Raw genomic sequence first — 22,253 nt, 5'->3', positions numbered from 1 at the left:
TTATAATTGTTATGGCAAAATAGAAATTAAGCTTAAGAGTGGGATTTCCCACTCTTTCGTATTATATAATTGTATTTTTTACACAAAATTAAACTAGGAAGATAAGATAAGGAGGTAATCAGATTGTCGAGAATTGAAGAGTTAACAAGAAATCTTGTTGCTCCTGCTATAGAGAAAAACAATTTTGAATTGGTTGATGTTGAATACAAGAAAGAAGGTAACAATTGGTATTTAAGAGTTTATATAGATAAGGAGGGTGGAGTTAGTTTAGACGACTGTCAAATAATTAGTGAGTATCTTAGTGAAAAACTTGATGAAGTGGATCCAATAGAAAATAGCTACATACTTGAAGTATCATCACCTGGTATAGATAGACCATTAAAGACGCAAAGAGATTTTGATAAATTTAAAGGTAGTTTAGTTGAAGTTTCATTATATCAGCCAATAGATAAAAAGAAAAAGTATGAAGGAGAGCTTGTGGGATTAATTAATGACAAAGTAGTAATAACGGACAATGGTGAAAGAAAAGAGTTTGATATTAACGATATAAGTTTAGTTAAACCTGTAATTAAATTTTGAATTGAAGGAGGGAGATTAATGAATAGTGAATTTATTGAGGCACTTGATCAAATTTGTAAAGATAAAGGTATCCCTAAAGACACGATGTTTGAAGCAATTGAGGCTGCTTTAGTTTCAGCATATAAAAAAAATTATGGAACTGCTCAGAATGTAAAAGTAAAAATGGATAGAGAAACCGGCGATGTTAAAGTTTATGCACAAAAAACTGTTGTTGAGAATGTTTATAATGATTTATTCGAAATAAGTTTAGAAGATGCTCAAAAGTTAAGTAAAAAATATCAAGTTGGTGATGTCGTTGATATCGAAGTTACACCAAAATCTTTTGGAAGAATAGCAGCTCAAAATGCGAAACAAGTTGTTGTTCAGAGAATAAGAGAAGCAGAACGTGGCATAGTATATGAAGACTTCTTGAGTAAAGAATCAGAGATTGTAACTGGAATAGTAGAAAGAATTGAAAGAAAAAACGTACTGGTGGATTTAGGGAAAGCCGAAGCGACATTGACACCGAATGAACAGATACCAAATGAGACTTATAATCATGGAGACAGAATAAAAGTTTATATAGTCGAAGTAAAAAAGACAACAAAAGGGCCACAAATACTGATTTCTCGTTCACATCCTGGCCTTGTAAAAAGACTTTTTGAAATGGAAGTGCCAGAATTACAGCAAGGAATTGTGGAAATACGCAGTATATCAAGAGAACCAGGTTCAAGAACCAAAATGGCTGTATACACGAAAGATGAGAATGTAGATCCAGTGGGTTCTTGTGTTGGATATAAAGGTGCTAGGGTACAAGCGGTTGTAAATGAGTTGAAAGGTGAAAAAATAGATATTGTAAAGTGGAGCTCAAAACCACAAGAATTTGTGACTAATGCTTTGAGTCCGGCAAAAGTTTTAAGTATAGATATTGATGAAAAAGAAAAAATAGCCAGAGTTGTTGTTCCCGATTATCAGCTTTCTCTTGCGATTGGCAAAGAGGGACAGAATGTAAGACTGGCTGCTAAATTAACAGGATGGAAAATTGATATAACAAGTGAATCTGCGTCCAAATCTTAATGTCGGGGTGGTGAATATGAAGGCAAAAAAAATTCCTATGCGAATGTGCCTTGGTTGTCAAGAGATGAAACCAAAAAAAGAACTATTGAGAATAGTCAAAAAAGCTCATAGCAATGATATCCAAGTCGATCTTACAGGAAAGATGTCAGGAAGAGGTTGCTATATATGTAAAAACATTGATTGTCTTGAAAAGGCTTTAAAGTCAAAAAAAATAGAAAGAGCATTAGAAACTTCGCTGACTGAAGATATTATTGAGCAAATGAGAAAAGAGGTTTCAAATGAATAAATTTTATTCAATGTTGGGATTGTGCAGAAAGGCTGGTAAGTTATTAGCTGGAAGTCTTGGAGTTGAAAAAGGTGTTGTCAGTTTAAAGGTTTGTTTAGTTATAATATCTACAGATGCTTCCGATAATACAAAGAAAAAATTTATAAATTTATGTAATAGCAAGAGTATCCCATATTTAATAGTAGGAAATAAAGAAGATATAGGGAAAAGTATAGGAAAAGGTGATACAGCAGTAATTGGCATTACAGATGTTAATCTATCCAACAAATTAATAATTGAAGCAGAGGAGGTTCTAACTAATGGAGGTGAATAAAATGTCAAAAACTAGAGTTTATGAATTAGCGAAAGAATTAAAATTAACTAGTAAAGAATTGATATCAAAGCTCAATGATTTAGATATTAATGTGAAAAACCATATGAGTACTTTAGAAGACGATGAAGTAAGTTTAATAATAGATTTGTTAACTGAAAAGGAAAAAACAGAAACAGATGATTTATTAGATGAATATGAAGAAATTAATGAAAAACCTTCAAAAAAATCTACTAAAAAACAGAAAAAATCTGATGGCAAAAAAGCTAAAGAAAATAACATGAATGTACAGCAAAATGATACGGTTAAGATAATATCAATACCTGCGTTTATTACTGTTAAAGAACTATCTGAAAAAATGAAAATAAACCCATCAGATATCATTAAAAAGTTAATTGCAAAGGGAATAATGGTAACCATAAATCAACAAATAGATTATGAAAATGCTTCACAAATTGCTGAAGAATATGGTTTTTTATTAGAAAAAAAAGAAGAAAATGAAGATGATCTTGAAATTTTAGATAGAGAAGATGATGAAAAAGATCTTCTTCCGAGGCCTCCTGTCGTGACTGTTATGGGGCATGTAGATCATGGGAAAACATCTTTATTGGATGCGATTAGGAAAACAAATGTTACTCAGCATGAGGCAGGTGGAATAACGCAGCATATTGGGGCATCTGTTGTAGAAATAAATGGGAAGAAGGTTGTATTTTTAGATACACCTGGACATGAAGCATTTACAGCCATGAGAGCAAGAGGTGCTAGTGTTACAGATATTGCAGTGCTAGTTGTTGCCGCTGACGATGGCGTAATGCCTCAGACAATAGAAGCAATCAATCATGCAAAAGCTGCCAATGTTCCTATAATTGTTGCTATAAACAAAATTGATAAACCAAATGCAAATCCGGATAGAGTAAAACAAGAATTAGTTGAACAAGGCTTAATACCCGAAGATTGGGGTGGTAATACAATCTGTGTCAATGTTTCAGCACAGAAAAATATAGGACTTGACGATTTATTGGAAATGATATTATTAGAAGCGGAAATGTTAGAATTAAAAGCTAATCCAAATAGGCCAGCTAGAGGGACAATAATAGAAGCACAACTTGATAAAAATAGAGGTCCTATTGCGACAGTTTTAGTCCAAAAGGGAACCCTTAAGACGGGAGATGTAATAATCGCTGGAACAGCTTATGGCAAAGTAAGAGCCATGTTTGATGATAAAGGAAGAAAAGTAAAAAAAGCAACACCGTCGATTCCTGTTGAGGTTTTGGGTTTATCAGATGTTCCAAAAGCAGGTGACATACTAGTAGTATTGGATGATGAGAAAAAAGCTCGTTCGATTGCAGAAAAACGCAAAGAAAAGTACAGAGAAGAAGAAATAATGCAAAAGCAGAAAATATCACTTGATGAATTGTTTAATCAAATAAAAGAGGGTAATGTCAAAGAACTTAATATTATTCTAAAAGCGGATGTTCAGGGTTCTGTGGAGGCTTTAAAAAATTCGATTGAGCAATTAAGCAATGATGATGTAAGACTTAGAGTTATTCATGGAGCAGTAGGAGCTATTACTGAAACAGATGTTATGTTTGCTTCTGCTTCTAATGCTATAATAATAGGTTTTAATGTAAGACCTGACAGCAAAGCTAAATCTCTGGCTGAAAAAGAAAAAGTCGATATAAGGCTATATAGAATAATTTATGATGCAATAGATGATTTAAAAGCAGCAATGAAAGGTATGCTAGAACCAGAATTCAGAGAGAAAGAGTTAGGCAAAGCTGAAGTTAGAGCTGTATTTAGAGTTCCTAATGTAGGAAATGTAGCAGGATGTTATGTTATAGAAGGAAAAATAATTAGAAATGCAAATATAAGAGTTGTAAGAGATGGCATAGTGATTTTCGAAGGAAAGATATCTTCTCTGAAGAGGTTTAAAGACGATGTGAAAGAAGTACAGTCTGGATTTGAATGTGGAATTGGCATTGAAAGATTTAATGATATAAAAGAAGGCGATGTGCTTGAAGCATATCAGATGGAGGAAATACCCCGCTGAAAGGATGAATAAAAGTGCATTACAGAAGTGGACGATTGTCAGAAGAAATAAAAAAAGAAGTAAGTAAAATGATCTTCGAAGAAATAAAAGACCCAAGAATCAGTAATATGACAAGCATAACCGATATTGAAGTTACAAAGGATTTAAGGTATGCAAAAATTTATATTAGCGTTTATGGCAATGATGATGAGAAAAAAAGTACTTTAGAAGGGTTAAAGAGCGCAACAGGTTTTATAAGGCATGAACTCGGCAAAAGAATTAAATTAAGATATACTCCTGAATTGATATTTGAAATAGACAATTCGATAGAATATGGCGCCCATATTTCAAAGATATTGAGAGAATTAGATAAACAAGAGAGTGAAGACAAATGATTTTAAACGACATATTAGATTCCATAAATGAAGCAAAAGAAATAATTGCCGTAACACATGTATCACCAGATGGAGATGGTATTGGATGTATTACAGCTTTATATAAAGCAATGAAGAAATTGGATAAGGATATATCTATATTCATCGATGATGTTGTGCCTGATATTTATAAGTTCATGCCGTACACAGATAAAATCACAAAACCGATCAATAAAAGGGCAGACTTACTCATAGCAGTAGATTGTGCAGATGCTGAGAGAATGGGAAGTGCAAAAGAATTATTAAGAGTAGTTCCTAAGTCAATAAATATAGATCATCATGTATCAAATACTTTGTACGCTAATATGAATTATGTCGATACAAATGCAGCTTCATCAGCAGAGATTGTTTATCAGTTAATAAAAATACTAGGTATTGATTTAGATCAAGAAATAGCAGAAAGTTTATATGTAGGCGTTGTTACAGACACAGGGAATTTTATGTACAGTTCAACAACATCATTTACTCATGAAGTTGCTGGTGATTTAATAAATAACGGGGTCTCTGTAAGCAAAATTTCTGATATAATTTTTCACAACATAAAATACAGCAAACTAAAATTAATAAGCAGAGCTATAGACAAAATGGAACTTTATTTTAATAAAAAAGTTGCATATATGGAATTAAAAAAAGAAGATTTTATAGAAACGGGAACAGAGATATCAGATGTTGAGAATATTATTAATTTTGGAAGAGACATAGATGGTGTGGAAGTCGCAGTTATGTTGATAGAAAAAGACGGTTTGATAAAGGGTAGCTTAAGATCGAAAAATTACGTAGATGTAAATAAAATTGCCCAAAAATTTAATGGTGGTGGGCACGTTAGAGCGTCGGGTTTTTCAAAAAATAGCAGTATAAATGAGGTAAAAAATGAAGTTTTAGAATTAATAAAAAATGAGCTAAATGAGTGATATTAATGGATGGATTTTTAAATGTATTAAAACCACCTGGTATGACGTCACATGATGTTGTATCATTTTTAAGAAAAAAATTTAACATAAAAAAGATAGGACATCTTGGGACACTTGACCCAGGAGCAGCTGGCGTCTTGCCTATATGTATTGGGAAAGCAACTAAACTATCCCAGTATGTAGTATCACAAAGCAAGACTTACAGGGCAGAGATAACTTTTGGATTTTCAACAGACAGTATTGATAAGTTTGGAAACATAACAAATGCAACACCTGTAAAAATTTTTACTATTGATAGAATACAAGAAGTTCTAACGAAATTTAAAGGTGATATTTTACAGGTACCACCTATTTATTCTGCAAAAAAAATCAATGGAAAAAAACTTTATGAATATGCGAGAGAAGGTAAAAGTATTGAAATTAAGGCTTCACCAATATGCATATATGATATAAAACTTGTATCATATGATATACCATACAGAATTATGTTTGATATAAAGTGCTCAAAAGGCACATATATAAGGGCTCTTGTAAGAGATGTTTGTGATAAGCTTAATATCGCAGGATATATGTCAATGTTAATTAGAATAAGTGTTGGGCCATTTTCACTAGAGAATTCATACACATTAGAAGATATTAAGACTGATAAATACAACATGATTGAAATGAGTAATGTTTTGCCATTTCCGGATGTTTACCTTAATAATTTTGACTACAAAAAAATAATACATGGGCGCCCGATAGAAAACAATTATTTAGACGTAAATTCTAATTTTGTTAAATTGTATAATCCAGATAATTTGTTTATTGGCATTGGCAAAGTAGATAGTTCTAAAATATATGTTGAAAGATTATTAGTTGGAGCTGATGACTAATTGGTAATACTCGATGAATATAATATAAAAAAGTATAATGATAAAAAGGTGATCGCTCTTGGAAATTTCGATGGAATTCATCTTGGACATCAAGAATTAATAAAAAAAGCCATTGAATTATCTAAGGTTAACAAAATATCAAGCTCTGCTTTCACATTTAGACAGCATACAATGAAGACGATATGTGAAAATAAATTTCCTAAACTTTTAATAACTAATAGAAAAAAATTAGAGGAATTCTCTAAGTTTATGCTCGATTATGCCATAATTTATGACTTTAATAAAGATTTTTCATTACTTTCACCTGAAAATTTTATTAAAGATATTCTCATTGACAAATTAAATATGAAAATTGCTATAGTAGGAGAAAATTATAGATTCGGTTACAGGGCCAGTGGCGATATTCAGCTGCTTAAGAGTTTTTCTAAAATCTATGATTATAAAGTAGAAGTCATTGAACCTGTGAAGTTGAATGAAATCGTAATTAGCAGCAGTTATATACGTTCTTTGATTCAAGAAGGTAAAATTGAAGAAGCCAACAAGTGTCTTGGAAGATATTTCAGCTTAGAAGGTTATGTCATTAGCGGGAGAAAGGTCGGAAGAAAGCTGGGATTTCCAACTGCAAATATAAGCATTGATAGAGATTATATCCTGCCTTTAAATGGTGTATATCTAACAAAAGTAAAAATACTTAATAAATATTTTTTGGGCATAACGAATGTTGGTATTAATCCTACTTTTAATGTCAATAATTTGTCTGTAGAAACATACATAATAGATTTTAATAAAAATATTTATGGTATGTTTATAGAAGTTGAATTTATTAAGCGTATACGCGATGAAATAAAATTTAATAGTGAAGAAGAACTCATAGAGCAAATGAAAGAAGATTATATATTTGCAAAATCTCATAATTATATTTTACATAATTAAATTTTTATGATAAAATTATATCCGTAGTTACCATAGCTTTGATATTCGTTCACCGGCGGTATCAATGCTATTCGGCGAATTTAAAAGCGGAGGTGAAATCATGTTAAACAAAGAAAGAAAAAATGAAATAATTGCACAAAACAGAATCCATGAGAAGGATACTGGATCTCCAGAAGTTCAGATCGCATTACTAACTGAGAGGATTAATTCTTTAAATGAACATTTAAAAGTTCATAAAAAAGATCATCATTCAAGACGTGGTTTGCTTAAGATGGTTGGTCAAAGAAGAGGATTATTAAATTATCTAATGAAGAAGGATATGGACAGGTACCGTGCCATCGTTGAAAAGTTAGATTTAAGAAAATAGAGCGGGTAACCTCGCTCTTTTTTCTGTATTAAAGCTTTTGTTAAATGAAAAAAATATATTAAGAATGAAAGGAGGATATTATGGAAAGAAATTTCGAACTTGACCTTGCTGGAAAAAAATTAATAGTTCAAACTGGAAAGCTTGCGCAACTAGCTAATGGTAGTGCACTTGTTAGATATGGTGATACAGTGGTATTAGTAACAGCTTGCGCTTCAAAAGAGCCGAGAGAAGGCGTTGATTTTTTTCCGTTAAGCGTTGATTATGAAGAGAGGCTGTATTCTGTGGGTAAAATACCAGGTGGTTTTATTAAACGAGAAGGTAAGCCTACAGAAAAAGCTATTTTAACATCAAGATTGATAGATAGGCCTATAAGGCCATTGTTTCCTCATGGTTATAGAAACGACGTACAAGTTATTGCTACTGTTTTGTCTGTTGATCCTGATGTACAGCCAGAGATTGTAGCTATGATAGGGTCTTCAGTTGCATTATCTATATCAGATATTCCATTTAATGGCCCTACGGGTTCCGTGTCAGTAGCGCTAGTAGATGGAAAATTTATAATTAATCCTGATTTGGCTACAAGGGAAAAAAGCGATCTCCATTTGACTGTTTCTGGTACAAAAGATGCTATTATGATGGTTGAAGCAGGTGCTAATGAAGTTCCAGAAGAAGTAATGTTAGATGCAATTATGTATGCTCATGAGTACATAAAGAAAATAGTAGATTTCATTGAGGGAATTGTAAAAGAAGTGGGGCTTCCTAAAGCAGAAGTAACAATACATGAAATAGATAGCAATTTAGAACGCCTTGTCAGAGAATTTGCAACAGAAAAAATATATAATGCACTTAGAACAGAGGAAAAAAAGGAAAGAAATGATAACATAGACAAAGTTGAAGAAGAGGTATTGGAGCATTTTAAAGATGAATATCCAGATAACCTTGCTGATATTGATGAGGTTCTATATACAATTACAAAAGAGCAAATGCGAAAAATGATCACTGAAGAAAAAATAAGAGTAGATGGAAGAGGACTTGATGATATCAGGCCTATAACTTGTGATATAGGAGTTTTGCCTAGGACACATGGTTCAGCAGTCTTTACTCGTGGACAAACACAGGTGATGACAGTCGCAACATTAGGACCGCTTGGAGATATACAAATATTAGATGGATTAGGTGATGAAGAATCTAAGCGATATATGCATCATTATAATTTTCCTCCTTTTAGTGTTGGTGAAACAAGACCATTAAGAGGTCCTGGAAGAAGGGAAATTGGACATGGTGCGTTAGCAGAGAGAGCACTAGAGCCTATGATACCATCCGAAGAAGAGTTTCCATATACAATAAGATTGGTATCGGAGGTACTAAGTTCAAACGGCTCTACTTCTCAAGCAAGTGTATGTGGAAGCACACTGGCTCTTATGGATGCTGGTGTCCCGATTAAAGCGCCTGTTGCAGGTGTTGCTATGGGACTAATTAAAGAAGGTGAAACGGTATCGATTCTGACAGACATACAAGGAATAGAAGATTTTCTCGGTGACATGGATTTTAAAGTAGCTGGTACTGAAAAAGGAATAACAGCAATTCAAATGGATATAAAAATTGCTGGTATTGATCGCGACATTCTATCAGCAGCACTAGAAAAAGCACGAAAAGGTAGACTTTTTATATTGAATAAAATGTTAGAAACAATAAAAGAGCCTAGAAAGGAATTATCTCCTTATGCTCCAAGAATAATTAGCTTAAATGTCGACCCTGAAAAAATAAGGGATATAATTGGAGCTGGTGGTAAAACAATAAATAAAATAATTGCTGATACAGGTGTCAAAATAGATATAGAAGATGATGGACGAGTGTTTATATCATCTACTGATTTAAAAGCAGGCGAAAAAGCAAAAATGATTATTGAAGCTATAACAAAAGATGTGGAAGTTGGTGCAATATATTTAGGTAAGGTTACTAGAATTGCTTCATTTGGTGCATTTGTTGAGATTGCACCCGGAAAAGAAGGCTTAGTGCATATTTCAAAATTAGATAAAAAACATGTAAATAAAGTTGAAGATGTTGTAAACATAGGAGATGAAATTTTAGTAAAAGTAACTGAGATTGATAAACAAGGACGAATAAATTTATCAAGGAAAGATGCTTTGCCAGACGAATCTAAAAATGACAAGGAAATGTAAAATGCATAAACCACTTATGGTTTATGTTTTTTATTTAATTTAAAAGTTAACTTGCCATTTAATTTAATAAAAATGTAATATATGTTAACACCATCTAATAAAATTTAGTAAGAAAATAGATAAGGTGGTGTTAGCATTGAAAATATATTATATAAAATACCCTAAAAAATCTACTATTTTATTGATTTTAGTAATAATTATTGCAATAATTTTATTAGGCATATTAATTAATCATTCTATAGCTACATTTAACACAAATGATCCTATATATAGAGGAGATGCTAACGAAAAAAAGATAGCTTTTGCGTGCAACGTAGCATGGGGAAATGAATATATTCCAAAAATGTTAGAAATATTTAAAGAAAATAATATAAAAATAACTTTTTTCTTTGAAGGGCAATGGGCAGAAAAAAATCCAGAAATAGTTAAACAGATTTCAAAAGAAGGCCACGAAATTGCAAGTCATGGATATACCCATGTTAAATATACGCAGTGGAGCAAGGAAAAATATACAGAAGATATCACAAAAGCTGGAGATGTACTTAAAAAAATAACTGGCGTTAAACCCAATCTTTTTGCTCCACCATACGGCGATTTTAACAATGACGTTGTAAAGACCGCTGAAAATTTGGGATATAAAGTTATTCTTTGGAGTCTTGATACCATTGATTGGAGTAACCCAGGAGTTAACAATATTATCGACAGAGTTGTAAAAAAAGCACACAATGGAGCAATTGTATTAATGCATCCCACTAAAGGAACGGTAGAAGCGCTGCCTAATATTATAAAAGATTTAAAGGAGAAAGGTTATGTAATTACCAACGTTTCAAATATTTTAAAATGATCGAGGAGGTAGTAAATGTACATACAAAAGAAGATTAATGATATAGACGTAGTAGCTTATAGAATGCCATACGTTAGTTCAGTCTATATAGGAATATGGCTAAAAGTAGGTTCAAGACATGAAAAAAAAGAACAAAATGGTATATCTCATTTTATCGAACATATGGTGTTTAAAGGCTCAAAAAGAAGAAATGCTAAAGACATTGCAGAAGAAATTGATAACATTGGAGGACAGCTAAACGGATTTACAGGAAAAGAAAGTACTTGCTTTTACGTTAAAGTATACAAGTCATACGTAGAAAAAGCAATTAATGTACTTTTTGACATGGTATTTAATCCTCTTTTCAACTGTGATGATATAGAAAAAGAAAAAAAAGTTGTCATTGAAGAAATAAACATGAATAATGATTCTCCAGAGGATCTTGCATATGACATGTTGTCAAGCCTTATTTGGAATGGCAATTCATTGTCATTTCCGGTTCTTGGCACAGAAGGCACCATAAAATCAATGGATAGAGACACAATAATAAAATATTATAAAAGCAATTATATAAAAGAGAATATTGTTATTTCTATCGCTGGAAATTTTGACGATTCAATATTTGATTCTATTGCTGAAAAAACATCAAACGTTATGTCTTCCGAAACAGGCAAAATAGTGGAAAAGCCCATCTGGAAAAAAGGAATTATTTTTAAAAGCAAAGAATTTGAACAGGTAAATATATGCTTAAGTATGCCTAGCATAAAATACTCATTTGAAAATATATATTCTCTATCTATTATTAGCAATGCCTTTGGAGGTGGTATGAGCTCTAGGCTATTTCAAAAAATACGCGAAGAAAAAGGACTTGTATATTCAATATATTCATATCCATCCACATATATTGACACAGGTGCGTTTACAATATTTGCTAGCACATCAATTGAAAATTTGAAGGACGTATATGAACTTATAAATGATGAAATATACAGCGTAAAAGAAAATGGTTTTTCAGAAGATGAAATCGACAAATTTAAAGAACAACTTAAAATAAGTATTTTAATGGATATGGACAGCATTAGTAGCAGAATGTCTGTAATAGGAAAATCGCTACTTTTTCTAGGAAAAATTTACACTGTTGATGATATAATAGATAAAATAAAGTCTATTAAATATGAAGATGTAAATAATCTTGCAAAAAAAATATTTAATATAGATCAGTTAGGAATTTCTGTAGTAGGAAATATAAATGAAAAACAGATAGGATGGTTGAAAATTGAACAATAAAATAGTACTTAAAATAAAAAAAACCGATGACGCTTTAGATTTGCCTCTGCCAAAATACATGAGCAGTGGTGCTGCAGGCATGGACCTGTATGCAAAAGTTAAAGAAGATGTAATAATAAAACCAGGCGAAATTAAATTGATTGAAACAGGTATAATGATACAATTACCCGAAGGATATGAGGCACAAATTCGTCCTAGAAGTGGACTTGCGCTAAAAAATGGTATAACAATGTTAAACTCACCTGGTACCATTGATTCTGATTATAGAGGTGAAATTAAATTAATAATTATTAATCTAGGAAAATCAGACTTTATCGTCAAAAGAGGTCTTAGAATTGCCCAAATGATTATAAATAAAGTAGAATTACCAGAGATATTAGAAGTATCTAAATTAGATGATACTGAAAGAGGTGAAAATGGTTTTGGCCATACAGGTCTATAATTTTAGAGGGAGGGTAAAATGCGATTAAGTGAATTTGGTAATAAAGAAATCATCAATTTAAATGACGGCAAAAAACTTGGCTTGATAGAAGATTCAGATCTTATAATAGATGAAAATACAGGGAAAATAAATTCAATTATTGTATACGAATCAAAAGGCTCTCTTTTTAGAAGCAAGCCTAATTATGTAGAAATACCATGGGAATACGTTAAAAAAATAGGTAACGATATGATAATTGTTGAAGTTGAACTCGATAGGATGAGAAAATTTTTATGATTGTTAATAAAGGAAAATGTACTTTCCTTTATTAACACAATAAAGTATAATATTATTAAAATGATTTTTTATTTGGCATGACATATAATGAAAGGGTGGTTAATACGAACATCTTAGTTCAAAAATTTGGAGGCACGTCAGTATCAACAGCTGAAAGAAGAAACATGGCAGTATCAAAAGTAGTAGATGCTATTGAACAAGGATTTATGCCTGTTGTCGTAGTATCAGCTATCGGAAGAAGTGGAGATCCTTATGCAACTGATACATTGATTAACTTTGCAAAATCCATATATAAGGATATACCCAAAAGAGAACTTGATATATTAATGTCCTGTGGTGAAATCATTTCAAGCGTAATTTTTGCCAATACATTGATCAGCAGAGGCTATAAATCAAAAGTTTTTACTGGAGGACAAGCAGGAATCATTACAGATGATAATTTCGGAGATGCAGAAATAATTAGAGTAGAGCCGCAGTACATTCTTGATGCTTTAAATCAAAATATAATTCCTGTTGTGGCAGGTTTTCAAGGAATAACAGTAGATGGTGATGTGACAACATTAGGTAGAGGTGGCAGTGATACGACCGCTGCACTGCTGGGCGAAGCATTGAAGGCATACGCTGTCGAAATTTATACAGATGTAGATGGCATTATGACTGCTGATCCAAGAATTGTAGCTAACGCACACATATTGAAACGAATAAGTTATAATGAAGTTTTTCAACTAGCAGAACAAGGCGCTAAAGTTATACATCCACGCGCAGTAGAAATTGCAATGAGAGGCAATATACCGTTGATAATAAAAAATACAATGACTGATAGCCCTGGAACAATAATTACTCAATACAATAATGTTTATAATAATATTTATGAATCTGATAATCTTGTTACAGGAATAGCAAATATGAATAACAGAGTTCAAATTATTATGGATTTAGATAAAGATGATAAAGATATATTTGGGAAAATTGCAGAAGCAAAAATCAGCATTGACTTGATAAATGTTTTCCCTGACAAAAAAATATTTACTATTTCTGAGTTTGATTTAGCAAAATTAGAACAGTTATTAAATGAAAATCAAATAAAATACGAAAAAAGGAAAAATTGCAGTAAAGTTTCAATAATTGGCAACAGAATACGTGGTGTGCCAGGTGTCATGGCAAGAATAATAAAATCATTATCTGAAAATGGCATTGAAATTTATCAAACGGCTGACTCTCATAACACTATATCATGCCTTGTAAGTCAAGATAAAGCAGATAAAGCTGTTAAAGTTTTACACGATGAATTTAAGCTAGAAAATTACAATTAGCGCATAATATGCGCTAATTTTTTTATACTAAATTTATAGGAGTGTGATAAAATGGATACATTTAAAAATGATGACTTACCTCCACAAACGAACACAGCAGTACAACAGAACATACAGAGTTTTGGACAAACAAATTTACCAAACTTCGAAAGTAGTATACATTGTCTTACAATAATTGGCCAAATTGAAGGGCACCTTATTTTGCCACCGCAGAACAAGACAACTAAATACGAACATATAATTCCACAGCTGGTAGCTATCGAAGAAAATCCTCAAATAAAAGGCCTATTGATACTATTAAATACAGTCGGAGGTGATGTTGAAGCAGGATTAGCTATAGCGGAAATGATATCTAGCTTATCGAAACCAACAGTATCAATTGTATTAGGTGGTGGGCATAGTATAGGTGTGCCTCTAGCAGTGTCGTCCAATTATTCTTTTATAGTGCCAAGTGCAACAATGACAATCCATCCTATAAGGATGACAGGATTAGTAATAGGTGTGCCTCAAACATTTGACTATTTCAATAAAATGCAGGACAGAATAGTTGAGTTTGTGATAAGAAATTCAAGAATTAAAAGAGACGCTTTTATGAATCTTATGCTAAAAATAGGAGAACTAGCAAATGATGTCGGTACCATTTTAGTAGGTAAAGAAGCTGTAGATTATGGCCTAATTGATGAGGTTGGAGGTGTTTCTGAAGCAATAAATAAACTTCAACAGTTGATTAAAGAAAAAGAAAATAAAAGGTGATATGTAATGTTATATACAATAATACCATATGAGCTTATATTTGAACATCGCGATGAAATAAAAGATAATATTATTGAAACAAATATAGAAGGAAAAATGTTTCTTTTAGAAAAAGAAGAAAACAGGTATAAAATTATAAGGTTATATTCAACAAATCCGAATGATTATTTAGAAACTAAATATATGCCAGGAAATTCAATTGATTTTAAAAAAATATAAATTATGCTATAATAGATGTGTTTAGCACATCTATTTTTTTGAGAAAAAGGATTTTAATGAAAAATGTAGAATTAATTATTGGGTGATAATAATGAAAGCAAAAGCAAAAAACAATTTCAGCGATGAAGTACTTGGTATAATATTTTTAACTTTTTCAATTATTTCCTTGATTAGCCTTTATTCAGATACGACTGGTATAGTTGGTAAAGAAATAGTAATTTTGTTAAAAAGTTTATTTGGTATTGGAGCATATGCCTTATCTCTATTAATTTTTATATATGCATTATTTCTTTTATTTAAAAGTAAAGACTTTTTAGATTATAAGAAAATTATTTATCTATTAATTATATTTTTATGTTTTATAAGTATAGCTCAAATATATTTGTATCATGATATTGGACTTTTTAAAAATTATGTGATCGATAGTGTAAAATATGGCAATAAAAACTCAGGTGGTGGTGCGATTGCTGCTATTATTGTATTCGTACTTATCAAGTTTTTGGGAATCGTAGGAAGTTGGCTACTATTAATCGCCACATTAATCATTTGTGGCATAATTCTTACAGATATCTCTTTCATTGAAGCTATAAAATCAGCATATAAATACATATATAAATTGATAGACTTATATAAAAGCAAAAAAAAGATACTAAAAATAGAAAATAAAGACAATATGCCAACTACAATAGAAAAGGAGCCTATAAGTAAAAGTGAAAGAAAAAAAATAGAGGAAAAAGATGACGAACAATTTAAAATTATCCAACCGGTTTTCGAAGAAAAAGAAGAAAAAGCTAATTACATAGATTATAAGAATCAGTCAAAAACTAAAAATGGAAATGTGGAAAAAGCAAGTGATAATTATATTTATCCTCCTATAACTTTGTTGAAAGAAGGTACACCACAGCAAAAACTTAATAATAATTTAATAATAGAAAACGCTAGAAAATTAGAGCAAACTTTGAAAAACTTCGCTATTGACGCAAAGGTAATTCAGGTCAGCAGAGGACCAGCTATTACAAGATTCGAAATACAGCCAAGTCCTGGTGTTAAAGTTAGTAGAATAGTTAGTTTAACTGACGATATTGCATTAAGCCTTGCGGCACCATCTGTAAGAATCGAAGCGCCAATTCCAGGGAAATCTGCTGTTGGTATTGAAGTACCAAACGAAAAGATATCAGTTGTAACCCTTAGAGAAGTTATAGATACGAAAAAATTCAGAGATAGCAAATCAGATTTAACAATAGCATTAGGCAAAGATATCGCTGGAAATATAGTTGTTGCTGATTTATCTAAAATGCCGCACTTATTAATAGCTGGTGCTACAGGTTCAGGTAAAAGTGTCTGTATAAATACGTTGATTGTAAGCCTCTTGTTTAAAGCTTCACCCGACAAAGTGAAGATGATATTAATAGATCCAAAAGTTGTTGAATTAAACATATATAATGGGATTCCACATTTACTTACACCTGTTGTTACTGATCCTAAAAAAGCTGCAGGTGTTCTTAACTGGGCTGTCAATGAAATGACAGAAAGGTATAAAACTTTTGCAGAAAACAATGTTAGAGATATTGATGGATATAATAAAATACATGGCGTCAATGCAATGCCTAAAATAGTCGTTATTGTTGATGAATTGTCAGATCTTATGATGGTATCACCTGCCGAAGTAGAAGAATACATATGCAGATTAGCACAAATGGCAAGAGCTGCTGGTATATATTTAGTGATTGCAACACAGAGACCTTCAGTAGATGTAATAACAGGTGTCATAAAAGCTAATATACCATCACGAATATCATTTGCAGTAACATCTCAAATAGATTCGCGAACCATATTGGATATGGCAGGTGCAGAAAAATTGCTAGGGAAAGGTGATATGCTGTACTATCCGATTGGTGAATCAAAACCAATACGCGTTCAAGGTGCTTTTATATCTGATAAAGAGGTAGAGGATATAGTAAACTTTTTAAAAACAAATACATCAGAGCCAAAATATGAAGAAATATTTGTTGAGCCTAAAAATTCATTAAATAAAGATATAGAAGAAGATGAATTAATGAACGATGCAATTAATATTATTGTAGAAACCGGACAAGCTTCTATATCAATGTTGCAAAGAAGGCTTCGTATAGGGTATGCCAGAGCAGCTAGAATAATAGATCAAATGGAACAAAAGGGAATTATAAGCGGTTATGATGGTTCCAAACCAAGGCAAATATTGCTTTCAGAAGAGGAAATAAAAAAGATAACGGGTAGATAATATTCTTTACAATATAATTTATATAGTATATACTTTTCTTTGTAAATAAAGAAGAATTAATTAAATGAAAGGAGTTTTAAATGGTAAATGTCGGAATAATATCACTGGGTTGTGCAAAAAACACAGTTGATTCTGAAAAAATGCTTGGAATAATAAAAGAAAAAGGATATAACATTGTAAATAACGAAAATGATGCCGATGTATTGATTATAAACACTTGCGGATTTATTGAAAGTGCTAAGCGAGAATCAATTAATTATATAATTGAAATGGGTAAGCTTAAAGAAAAAAGATTAAAATCTTTAATAGCAGCTGGTTGTTTATCCGAAAGATATAAAGAAGAGCTTCTAAGCAATTTACCAGAATTAGACGCAGTCATAGGAACTGGTGATTTTCTAAAAATATCTGAAATAATTGAAAGTACTTTAAATGGCAAGCGTGTTTTAGAATATGGCCATGCTGATGAATTAGATGATGCAAACTCACCAAGAATGTTAAGTACTCCAAAACATTATGGTTATTTGAAGATTGCAGAAGGGTGTAATAATAAATGTTCTTTTTGCATAATACCAAAACTTAGAGGTCATTATAGAAGCGTTAAAATTGAGGATTTAGTTAATGAAGCAAAAATAATGGCTAAAAATGGTGTAAGAGAATTAATTTTGATTGCACAAGATACAACAAAATATGGTATTGATATATATAAGAAATTTATGTTACCAACTTTATTGAGAGAATTGTCTAAAATAGATGAAATAAAATGGATAAGAATTTTATATGCTTATCCAGACAGCATAACTGATGAACTAATAGAAGAGATCAGAACAAATAGCAAATTACTGAAATATGTTGATATGCCATTGCAGCATTCAAATAATAATGTTCTTAAACGGATGAAAAGAAATACACAAAAAGAAAAAATTGAAGAAATAATAGACAAACTTCGTACTATTTCTGGAATGGTAATAAGGACAACATTTATAGTTGGATTTCCAGGTGAGACAGATACTGAATTTGATGATTTGAAAGATTTTATCAAAGAAAAGAAATTTAATAAATTGGGTGTATTTACGTATTCTAGAGAGGAAGATACCGAAGCATATGGTATGCCAAATCAAGTTCCAGAAAAAATAAAGCAAAAACGGTACAACGAAATAATGCTCTTACAAAGAAATATATCTTTAAATAATAATAAGAGCTTAATAGGTACTGAATTAGAAATTGTTATAGAGGGTTATAAAGACGGTTTATATTATGGTAGAAGTTATATTGATGCACCCGATATTGACGGAGTTACTTTTGTCAAGTCAGATAGAAAATTAAATATTGGCGATTTTGTTAAAGTTAGAATCTCCAAAGCATTTGATTATGATTTAATGGGGGAGTTGTTGTGAACGTAGCAAATAAAATTACTATAGCAAGATTAATATTGGTTCCTTTTTTTATAATTGTTATGCTATCTGGTATTAAATACGGCAACATAATATCAGCAGTTTTATTTGCAATTGCTTCCTTGACTGACAAACTAGACGGATATATTGCAAGAAAGTACAATCAGATAACAAATTTAGGTAAGTTTATGGATCCCCTTGTCGATAAAATTATGGTTTCTTCGGCTTTAATTGTTTTAATTCAGCTTGGTCGTATTCAAAGTTGGATTGTGATAATTATTTTATCTAGAGAGTTTATAATAACAGGTTTAAGAACAATAGGTGCTAATAAAGGAGTCGTAATTGCAGCTAGTAATCTTGGAAAATATAAAACTACATTTCAAATAATAGCAATTATTTCTCTAATGTTAAATAATTACCCGTTTGAATATATCTTTTTTCCATTTTCTACTGTAGCAATATATCTTGCATTATTTTTGACAGTCTATTCAGGCATAGATTATATTGTAAAATGTAGAAACATAATATTAGAATGAGAAGGTGTTATTGTTGAAATGTGAGATAATATCTGTAGGTACAGAGCTTCTTCTTGGACAAATAGCAAATACAGATGCAAAATTTATATCTGAAATGTTAACTTCATTGGGAATTGATGTCTACTTTCAAACTAATGTAGGTGATAATAAAAGTAGACTTTTGGAATGTCTAAAAATTGCTTCAAATCGCTCTGATATCATAATATTAACTGGTGGTTTAGGTCCAACAATGGATGATTTAACTAAAGAAACGGTGGCAGAGTTTTTTGGACTTAAGCTTGTTGTAGACATAGATACAAAAATAAAGATTGAATCTTATTTTAAAAAATCAATGAGAGAAATGACTCAAAATAATTACAAGCAGGCTTTATTTCCAGAAGGTTCTAAAATTTTGCCAAATGACAATGGTACTGCACCAGGATGTATTTTTGAAAAAAACGGTAAAAAAGTTGTAATATTGCCTGGACCTCCTTCAGAATTGATACCTATGTTTAATAATTATGTTTACCCATTCCTAAAGTCATTAAGCAATGACATCATTGTTTCTAGGGTAATAAAAATATTTGGCATAGGAGAATCAAAAGTTGAGACGATGGTAAGTGATATGTTGTTATCAAAAAACCCAACTGTTGCGCCACTTATTGGAAATGGTTTTGTTACATTAAGAATAACTGCCAAGTCCGATGATGTTCAAAAAGCCAAAAAAATGATTGATGACATTGAAGTAAGTTTAAGAAAAATTTTTGGTGAATATATTTTTGGTGTAGATGATGATACTATGGAATCAATAGTTCTTAATTTGTTGAAAGACAAAGGATCTACGCTTTCTACGGCTGAATCATGTACAGGTGGGTTGTTATCAGAAAAAATTACAAGCGTACCAGGTGCTTCTGAAGTCTTTAAATTTGGTGCAATAACATACAGTAACGAATCAAAAGAAAATATTTTGGGGGTTTCAGGTGAGATTATCAGACGACATGGGGCTGTAAGTGAAGAGACAGCAAGAGAAATGGCTATGAACGTAAAAAATATTTCAAAAACAGACTACGGACTTTCTATTACAGGAATAGCTGGCCCAAGTGGAGGTACGATTGCAAAACCTGTTGGATTAGTCTACATTGGACTTGCATACAAAGATGAAATATACGTAAAAAAATTAATTTCAAATGGTAATAGAGATAAAGTAAGATTAAATTCTGCAATGCATGCACTTGACATGTTGAGAAGACATTTGACTGGTTTAAAAATTGACTATTAAATTTTCCTAATATATAATTGAATTATGAAGATTGCCTAAATTTGGCGGGAGGAGAAATTATGATAGAAAAACAAAAAGCCCTTGATATGGCTATAAGTCAAATCGAAAGACAATTTGGAAAAGGCTCGATAATGAGACTTGGTGATAACAGTAAACTTAATGTAGAGGTTATTTCGACTGGCTCTATTGACCTTGATATAGCTTTGGGAGTGGGAGGAGTACCAAGAGGAAGAATCATAGAAATATTTGGCCCAGAATCTTCTGGCAAAACGACTATTGCATTGCATATATTAGCTGAAGCACAGAAATTAGGAGGAACTGGTGCATTTATCGATGCAGAACATGCATTGGATCCCGCATACGCCAAAAACGTTGGTGTTAACATTGATAATTTATTGGTTTCCCAACCTGATACAGGTGAACAAGCTCTTGAGATTGTGGAGGCACTTGTGCGAAGCGGTGCTATCGATGTAATAGTAATCGATTCTGTTGCTGCTCTCGTTCCAAAAGCAGAGATAGATGGTGATATGGGAGATGCTCATGTAGGATTACAGGCAAGACTTATGTCACAAGCTTTAAGAAAATTATCTGGCATTATAAGTAAGACAAAATCTGTAGCTGTTTTCATAAACCAGCTTCGAGAAAAAGTTGGCGTAATGTTTGGAAATCCGGAGACAACTCCTGGCGGTAGAGCTTTAAAATTTTACTCTACAATTCGCCTTGATGTAAGAAAAGTAGATGCTATAAAGCAGGGCAATGATGTTGTAGGCAATAGAACACGGGTAAAAGTTGTAAAAAATAAAGTTGCACCTCCATTTAAGCAAGCAGAATTTGATATTATGTATGGCGAAGGCATATCTAGAGAAGGCAGCATCTTGGATTTAGCTGCAAGCATCGATATAATTGATAAAAGTGGTGCATGGTATTCTTACGGCGACATAAGACTTGGACAGGGCAGAGAGAACGCAAAACAATATTTGAAAGATAATAAGTCAATTGCAGATGAAATAGAAAATAAAATTAGAGAAAATTTTAATCTTTTAGTAACAACAAAGAAGTCAGTTAGTGATGACGAAATTGAACAAGAATAGTAACCCTATATAGGGTTATTTTTCTATAAAAGGTGATAAAATGAAGATTACGAACATTGAAAAACAAAAAAACAATAGTATGCGATTTAATGTTTATATTGACAATAAATATGCATTTTCAGTTTCTTATGAAGAAAAAAAAGAATTTAATTTAGAAGAAGGAATTGACATAAATGAGGAACAATATAATTATTATGTAAACTACTTGATTAATAAAAGTGCATATAATGATTCAATAAAGTTTCTTTCATATTCTATGAGAACCAAAAAGGAACTTATAAATAAATTAAAATCGATGGGTTATGATAATTCTATAATCAATAATGTTTTAGAAAAACTGATTAAACAGCGTTACATAGATGATGAATATTATACAGAGTTATATATAAAAGAAAAAAAGGAACGGCTTTACAGCAAATATAGAATATACAATGAGCTTTATAGAAAAGGAATTGATCCTTCAATAATTACATCTAAGCTTGACCAATTATATGAAGATGAAATAGATACGATTAAAAAATTGATTATCAAAAAACGTGTTTCCACAAATGACAAATTAAAAATCAAAAATTATTTGTTCAGAAAGGGATTCATGATTGAAGACATAAATAAAGTCCTCTTAGATGAGGAGGTTAAATAAA

Annotated in this window: 24 protein-coding genes; all 24 read left to right on the top strand. The window is 31.5% G+C overall.

Going from position 1 to position 22,253, the window contains the following annotated elements; all coding sequences use genetic code 11:
• Positions 1-123 precede the first annotated feature (123 nt).
• The 24 genes from rimP (at position 124) to TTHE_RS06900 (ending at position 22,252) form a co-directional block, all read left to right on the top strand.
• The gene (gene rimP, locus TTHE_RS07015; RefSeq protein ID WP_013297894.1) at positions 124-579 is read left to right on the top strand and encodes a ribosome maturation factor RimP; all 456 of its coding nucleotides are present in this window, start codon (positions 124-126) and stop codon (positions 577-579) included.
• Positions 580-597: 18 nt separating this feature from the next.
• Positions 598-1,635 (top strand): transcription termination factor NusA, encoded by a 1,038-nt coding sequence (gene nusA / locus TTHE_RS07010; RefSeq protein WP_013297893.1) that lies wholly within the window; start codon positions 598-600, stop codon positions 1,633-1,635.
• A 16-nt stretch (positions 1,636-1,651) separates the two neighbouring features.
• The gene (gene rnpM, locus TTHE_RS07005; RefSeq protein ID WP_013297892.1) at positions 1,652-1,921 is read left to right on the top strand and encodes an RNase P modulator RnpM; all 270 of its coding nucleotides are present in this window, start codon (positions 1,652-1,654) and stop codon (positions 1,919-1,921) included.
• On the top strand, positions 1,914-2,234 hold the full coding sequence (locus TTHE_RS07000) for a L7Ae/L30e/S12e/Gadd45 family ribosomal protein (protein WP_013297891.1): 321 nt from the start codon (positions 1,914-1,916) through the stop codon (positions 2,232-2,234). The genes rnpM and TTHE_RS07000 overlap by 8 nt, the downstream gene beginning before the upstream one ends.
• Positions 2,221-4,281 (top strand): translation initiation factor IF-2, encoded by a 2,061-nt coding sequence (gene infB, locus TTHE_RS06995; RefSeq protein ID WP_013297890.1) that lies wholly within the window; start codon positions 2,221-2,223, stop codon positions 4,279-4,281. The genes TTHE_RS07000 and infB overlap by 14 nt, the downstream gene beginning before the upstream one ends.
• 14 nt (positions 4,282-4,295) lie before the next feature.
• Positions 4,296-4,655: a 30S ribosome-binding factor RbfA gene (gene rbfA, locus TTHE_RS06990; protein ID WP_013297889.1), complete on the top strand. Its 360-nt coding sequence runs from the start codon at positions 4,296-4,298 to the stop codon at positions 4,653-4,655.
• Entirely contained in the window at positions 4,652-5,605 is a 954-nt protein-coding gene (locus TTHE_RS06985; protein ID WP_013297888.1) for a DHH family phosphoesterase, read from the top strand. Before rbfA ends, TTHE_RS06985 begins: the two co-directional genes overlap by 4 nt.
• A gap of 5 nt (positions 5,606-5,610) precedes the next feature.
• Positions 5,611-6,480, top strand: coding sequence for a tRNA pseudouridine(55) synthase TruB (gene truB, locus TTHE_RS06980; protein ID WP_013297887.1), 870 nt, complete (start codon positions 5,611-5,613; stop codon positions 6,478-6,480).
• Positions 6,481-7,413 (top strand): bifunctional riboflavin kinase/FAD synthetase, encoded by a 933-nt coding sequence (locus TTHE_RS06975; protein ID WP_013297886.1) that lies wholly within the window; start codon positions 6,481-6,483, stop codon positions 7,411-7,413.
• Positions 7,414-7,513: 100 nt separating this feature from the next.
• Positions 7,514-7,780 carry a 30S ribosomal protein S15 gene (gene rpsO / locus TTHE_RS06970; protein ID WP_013297885.1) on the top strand — a complete coding sequence of 89 codons (267 nt, stop codon included), beginning with the start codon at positions 7,514-7,516 and terminating at the stop codon, positions 7,778-7,780.
• A 77-nt stretch (positions 7,781-7,857) separates the two neighbouring features.
• Positions 7,858-9,963 (top strand): polyribonucleotide nucleotidyltransferase, encoded by a 2,106-nt coding sequence (locus TTHE_RS06965; protein ID WP_081441846.1) that lies wholly within the window; start codon positions 7,858-7,860, stop codon positions 9,961-9,963.
• Between the two features lie 196 nt (positions 9,964-10,159).
• Entirely contained in the window at positions 10,160-10,807 is a 648-nt protein-coding gene (locus TTHE_RS06960) for a polysaccharide deacetylase family protein (RefSeq protein WP_423250151.1), read from the top strand.
• Positions 10,808-10,822: 15 nt separating this feature from the next.
• Positions 10,823-12,073 carry a M16 family metallopeptidase gene (locus TTHE_RS06955; protein ID WP_013297882.1) on the top strand — a complete coding sequence of 417 codons (1,251 nt, stop codon included), beginning with the start codon at positions 10,823-10,825 and terminating at the stop codon, positions 12,071-12,073.
• Positions 12,063-12,515 carry a dUTP diphosphatase gene (gene dut / locus TTHE_RS06950; protein ID WP_013297881.1) on the top strand — a complete coding sequence of 151 codons (453 nt, stop codon included), beginning with the start codon at positions 12,063-12,065 and terminating at the stop codon, positions 12,513-12,515. The genes TTHE_RS06955 and dut overlap by 11 nt, the downstream gene beginning before the upstream one ends.
• Before the next feature lie 18 nt (positions 12,516-12,533).
• Positions 12,534-12,791: a YlmC/YmxH family sporulation protein gene (locus TTHE_RS06945; protein ID WP_013297880.1), complete on the top strand. Its 258-nt coding sequence runs from the start codon at positions 12,534-12,536 to the stop codon at positions 12,789-12,791.
• Positions 12,792-12,868: 77 nt separating this feature from the next.
• Entirely contained in the window at positions 12,869-14,104 is a 1,236-nt protein-coding gene (gene dapG / locus TTHE_RS06940; RefSeq protein WP_013297879.1) for an aspartate kinase, read from the top strand.
• A gap of 51 nt (positions 14,105-14,155) precedes the next feature.
• Positions 14,156-14,857 carry a ClpP family protease gene (locus tag TTHE_RS06935; RefSeq protein WP_013297878.1) on the top strand — a complete coding sequence of 234 codons (702 nt, stop codon included), beginning with the start codon at positions 14,156-14,158 and terminating at the stop codon, positions 14,855-14,857.
• 6 nt (positions 14,858-14,863) lie between these two features.
• Positions 14,864-15,076, top strand: a complete 213-nt coding sequence (locus TTHE_RS06930) for a YlzJ-like family protein (protein ID WP_013297877.1) — start codon at positions 14,864-14,866, stop codon at positions 15,074-15,076.
• 91 nt (positions 15,077-15,167) lie between these two features.
• Complete coding sequence (locus tag TTHE_RS06925) at positions 15,168-17,336, top strand: FtsK/SpoIIIE family DNA translocase (RefSeq protein WP_013297876.1); 2,169 nt, start codon at positions 15,168-15,170, stop codon at positions 17,334-17,336.
• An 80-nt stretch (positions 17,337-17,416) separates the two neighbouring features.
• A complete protein-coding gene (gene rimO / locus TTHE_RS06920) occupies positions 17,417-18,730 on the top strand; it encodes a 30S ribosomal protein S12 methylthiotransferase RimO (protein ID WP_013297875.1) in 1,314 nt (437 codons plus the stop codon).
• Positions 18,727-19,263, top strand: a complete 537-nt coding sequence (pgsA, locus tag TTHE_RS06915) for a CDP-diacylglycerol--glycerol-3-phosphate 3-phosphatidyltransferase (protein WP_013297874.1) — start codon at positions 18,727-18,729, stop codon at positions 19,261-19,263. The genes rimO and pgsA overlap by 4 nt, the downstream gene beginning before the upstream one ends.
• A 13-nt stretch (positions 19,264-19,276) precedes the next feature.
• Entirely contained in the window at positions 19,277-20,521 is a 1,245-nt protein-coding gene (locus tag TTHE_RS06910; RefSeq protein WP_041587443.1) for a competence/damage-inducible protein A, read from the top strand.
• A 59-nt stretch (positions 20,522-20,580) separates the two neighbouring features.
• The gene (recA, locus tag TTHE_RS06905; RefSeq protein WP_013297872.1) at positions 20,581-21,612 is read left to right on the top strand and encodes a recombinase RecA; all 1,032 of its coding nucleotides are present in this window, start codon (positions 20,581-20,583) and stop codon (positions 21,610-21,612) included.
• A 40-nt stretch (positions 21,613-21,652) separates the two neighbouring features.
• Positions 21,653-22,252 carry a regulatory protein RecX gene (locus tag TTHE_RS06900; RefSeq protein WP_013297871.1) on the top strand — a complete coding sequence of 200 codons (600 nt, stop codon included), beginning with the start codon at positions 21,653-21,655 and terminating at the stop codon, positions 22,250-22,252.
• Position 22,253: the final 1 nt, after the last annotated feature.

It is taken from the genome of Thermoanaerobacterium thermosaccharolyticum DSM 571 (assembly GCF_000145615.1).
GTDB lineage: Bacteria > Bacillota > Thermoanaerobacteria > Thermoanaerobacterales > Thermoanaerobacteraceae > Thermoanaerobacterium > Thermoanaerobacterium thermosaccharolyticum.
This window is presented reverse-complemented; position numbering and strand designations above follow the sequence as displayed.

Excerpts from the sequence above, each read along its gene's own strand:
- nusA (WP_013297893.1), top strand. The coding sequence starts at position 598 with ATGAATAGTGAATTTATTGAGGCACTTGATCAAATTTGTAAAGATAAA.
- rnpM (WP_013297892.1), top strand. The coding sequence starts at position 1,652 with ATGAAGGCAAAAAAAATTCCTATGCGAATGTGCCTTGGTTGTCAAGAG.
- TTHE_RS07000 (WP_013297891.1), top strand. The coding sequence starts at position 1,914 with ATGAATAAATTTTATTCAATGTTGGGATTGTGCAGAAAGGCTGGTAAG.
- infB (WP_013297890.1), top strand. The coding sequence starts at position 2,221 with ATGGAGGTGAATAAAATGTCAAAAACTAGAGTTTATGAATTAGCGAAA.
- TTHE_RS06985 (WP_013297888.1), top strand. The coding sequence starts at position 4,652 with ATGATTTTAAACGACATATTAGATTCCATAAATGAAGCAAAAGAAATA.
- truB (WP_013297887.1), top strand. The coding sequence starts at position 5,611 with ATGGATGGATTTTTAAATGTATTAAAACCACCTGGTATGACGTCACAT.
- rpsO (WP_013297885.1), top strand. The coding sequence starts at position 7,514 with ATGTTAAACAAAGAAAGAAAAAATGAAATAATTGCACAAAACAGAATC.
- TTHE_RS06955 (WP_013297882.1), top strand. The coding sequence starts at position 10,823 with ATGTACATACAAAAGAAGATTAATGATATAGACGTAGTAGCTTATAGA.
- TTHE_RS06945 (WP_013297880.1), top strand. The coding sequence starts at position 12,534 with ATGCGATTAAGTGAATTTGGTAATAAAGAAATCATCAATTTAAATGAC.
- dapG (WP_013297879.1), top strand. The coding sequence starts at position 12,869 with ATGACATATAATGAAAGGGTGGTTAATACGAACATCTTAGTTCAAAAA.
- TTHE_RS06935 (WP_013297878.1), top strand. The coding sequence starts at position 14,156 with ATGGATACATTTAAAAATGATGACTTACCTCCACAAACGAACACAGCA.
- TTHE_RS06930 (WP_013297877.1), top strand. The coding sequence starts at position 14,864 with ATGTTATATACAATAATACCATATGAGCTTATATTTGAACATCGCGAT.
- TTHE_RS06925 (WP_013297876.1), top strand. The coding sequence starts at position 15,168 with ATGAAAGCAAAAGCAAAAAACAATTTCAGCGATGAAGTACTTGGTATA.
- rimO (WP_013297875.1), top strand. The coding sequence starts at position 17,417 with ATGGTAAATGTCGGAATAATATCACTGGGTTGTGCAAAAAACACAGTT.
- recA (WP_013297872.1), top strand. The coding sequence starts at position 20,581 with ATGATAGAAAAACAAAAAGCCCTTGATATGGCTATAAGTCAAATCGAA.
- TTHE_RS06900 (WP_013297871.1), top strand. The coding sequence starts at position 21,653 with ATGAAGATTACGAACATTGAAAAACAAAAAAACAATAGTATGCGATTT.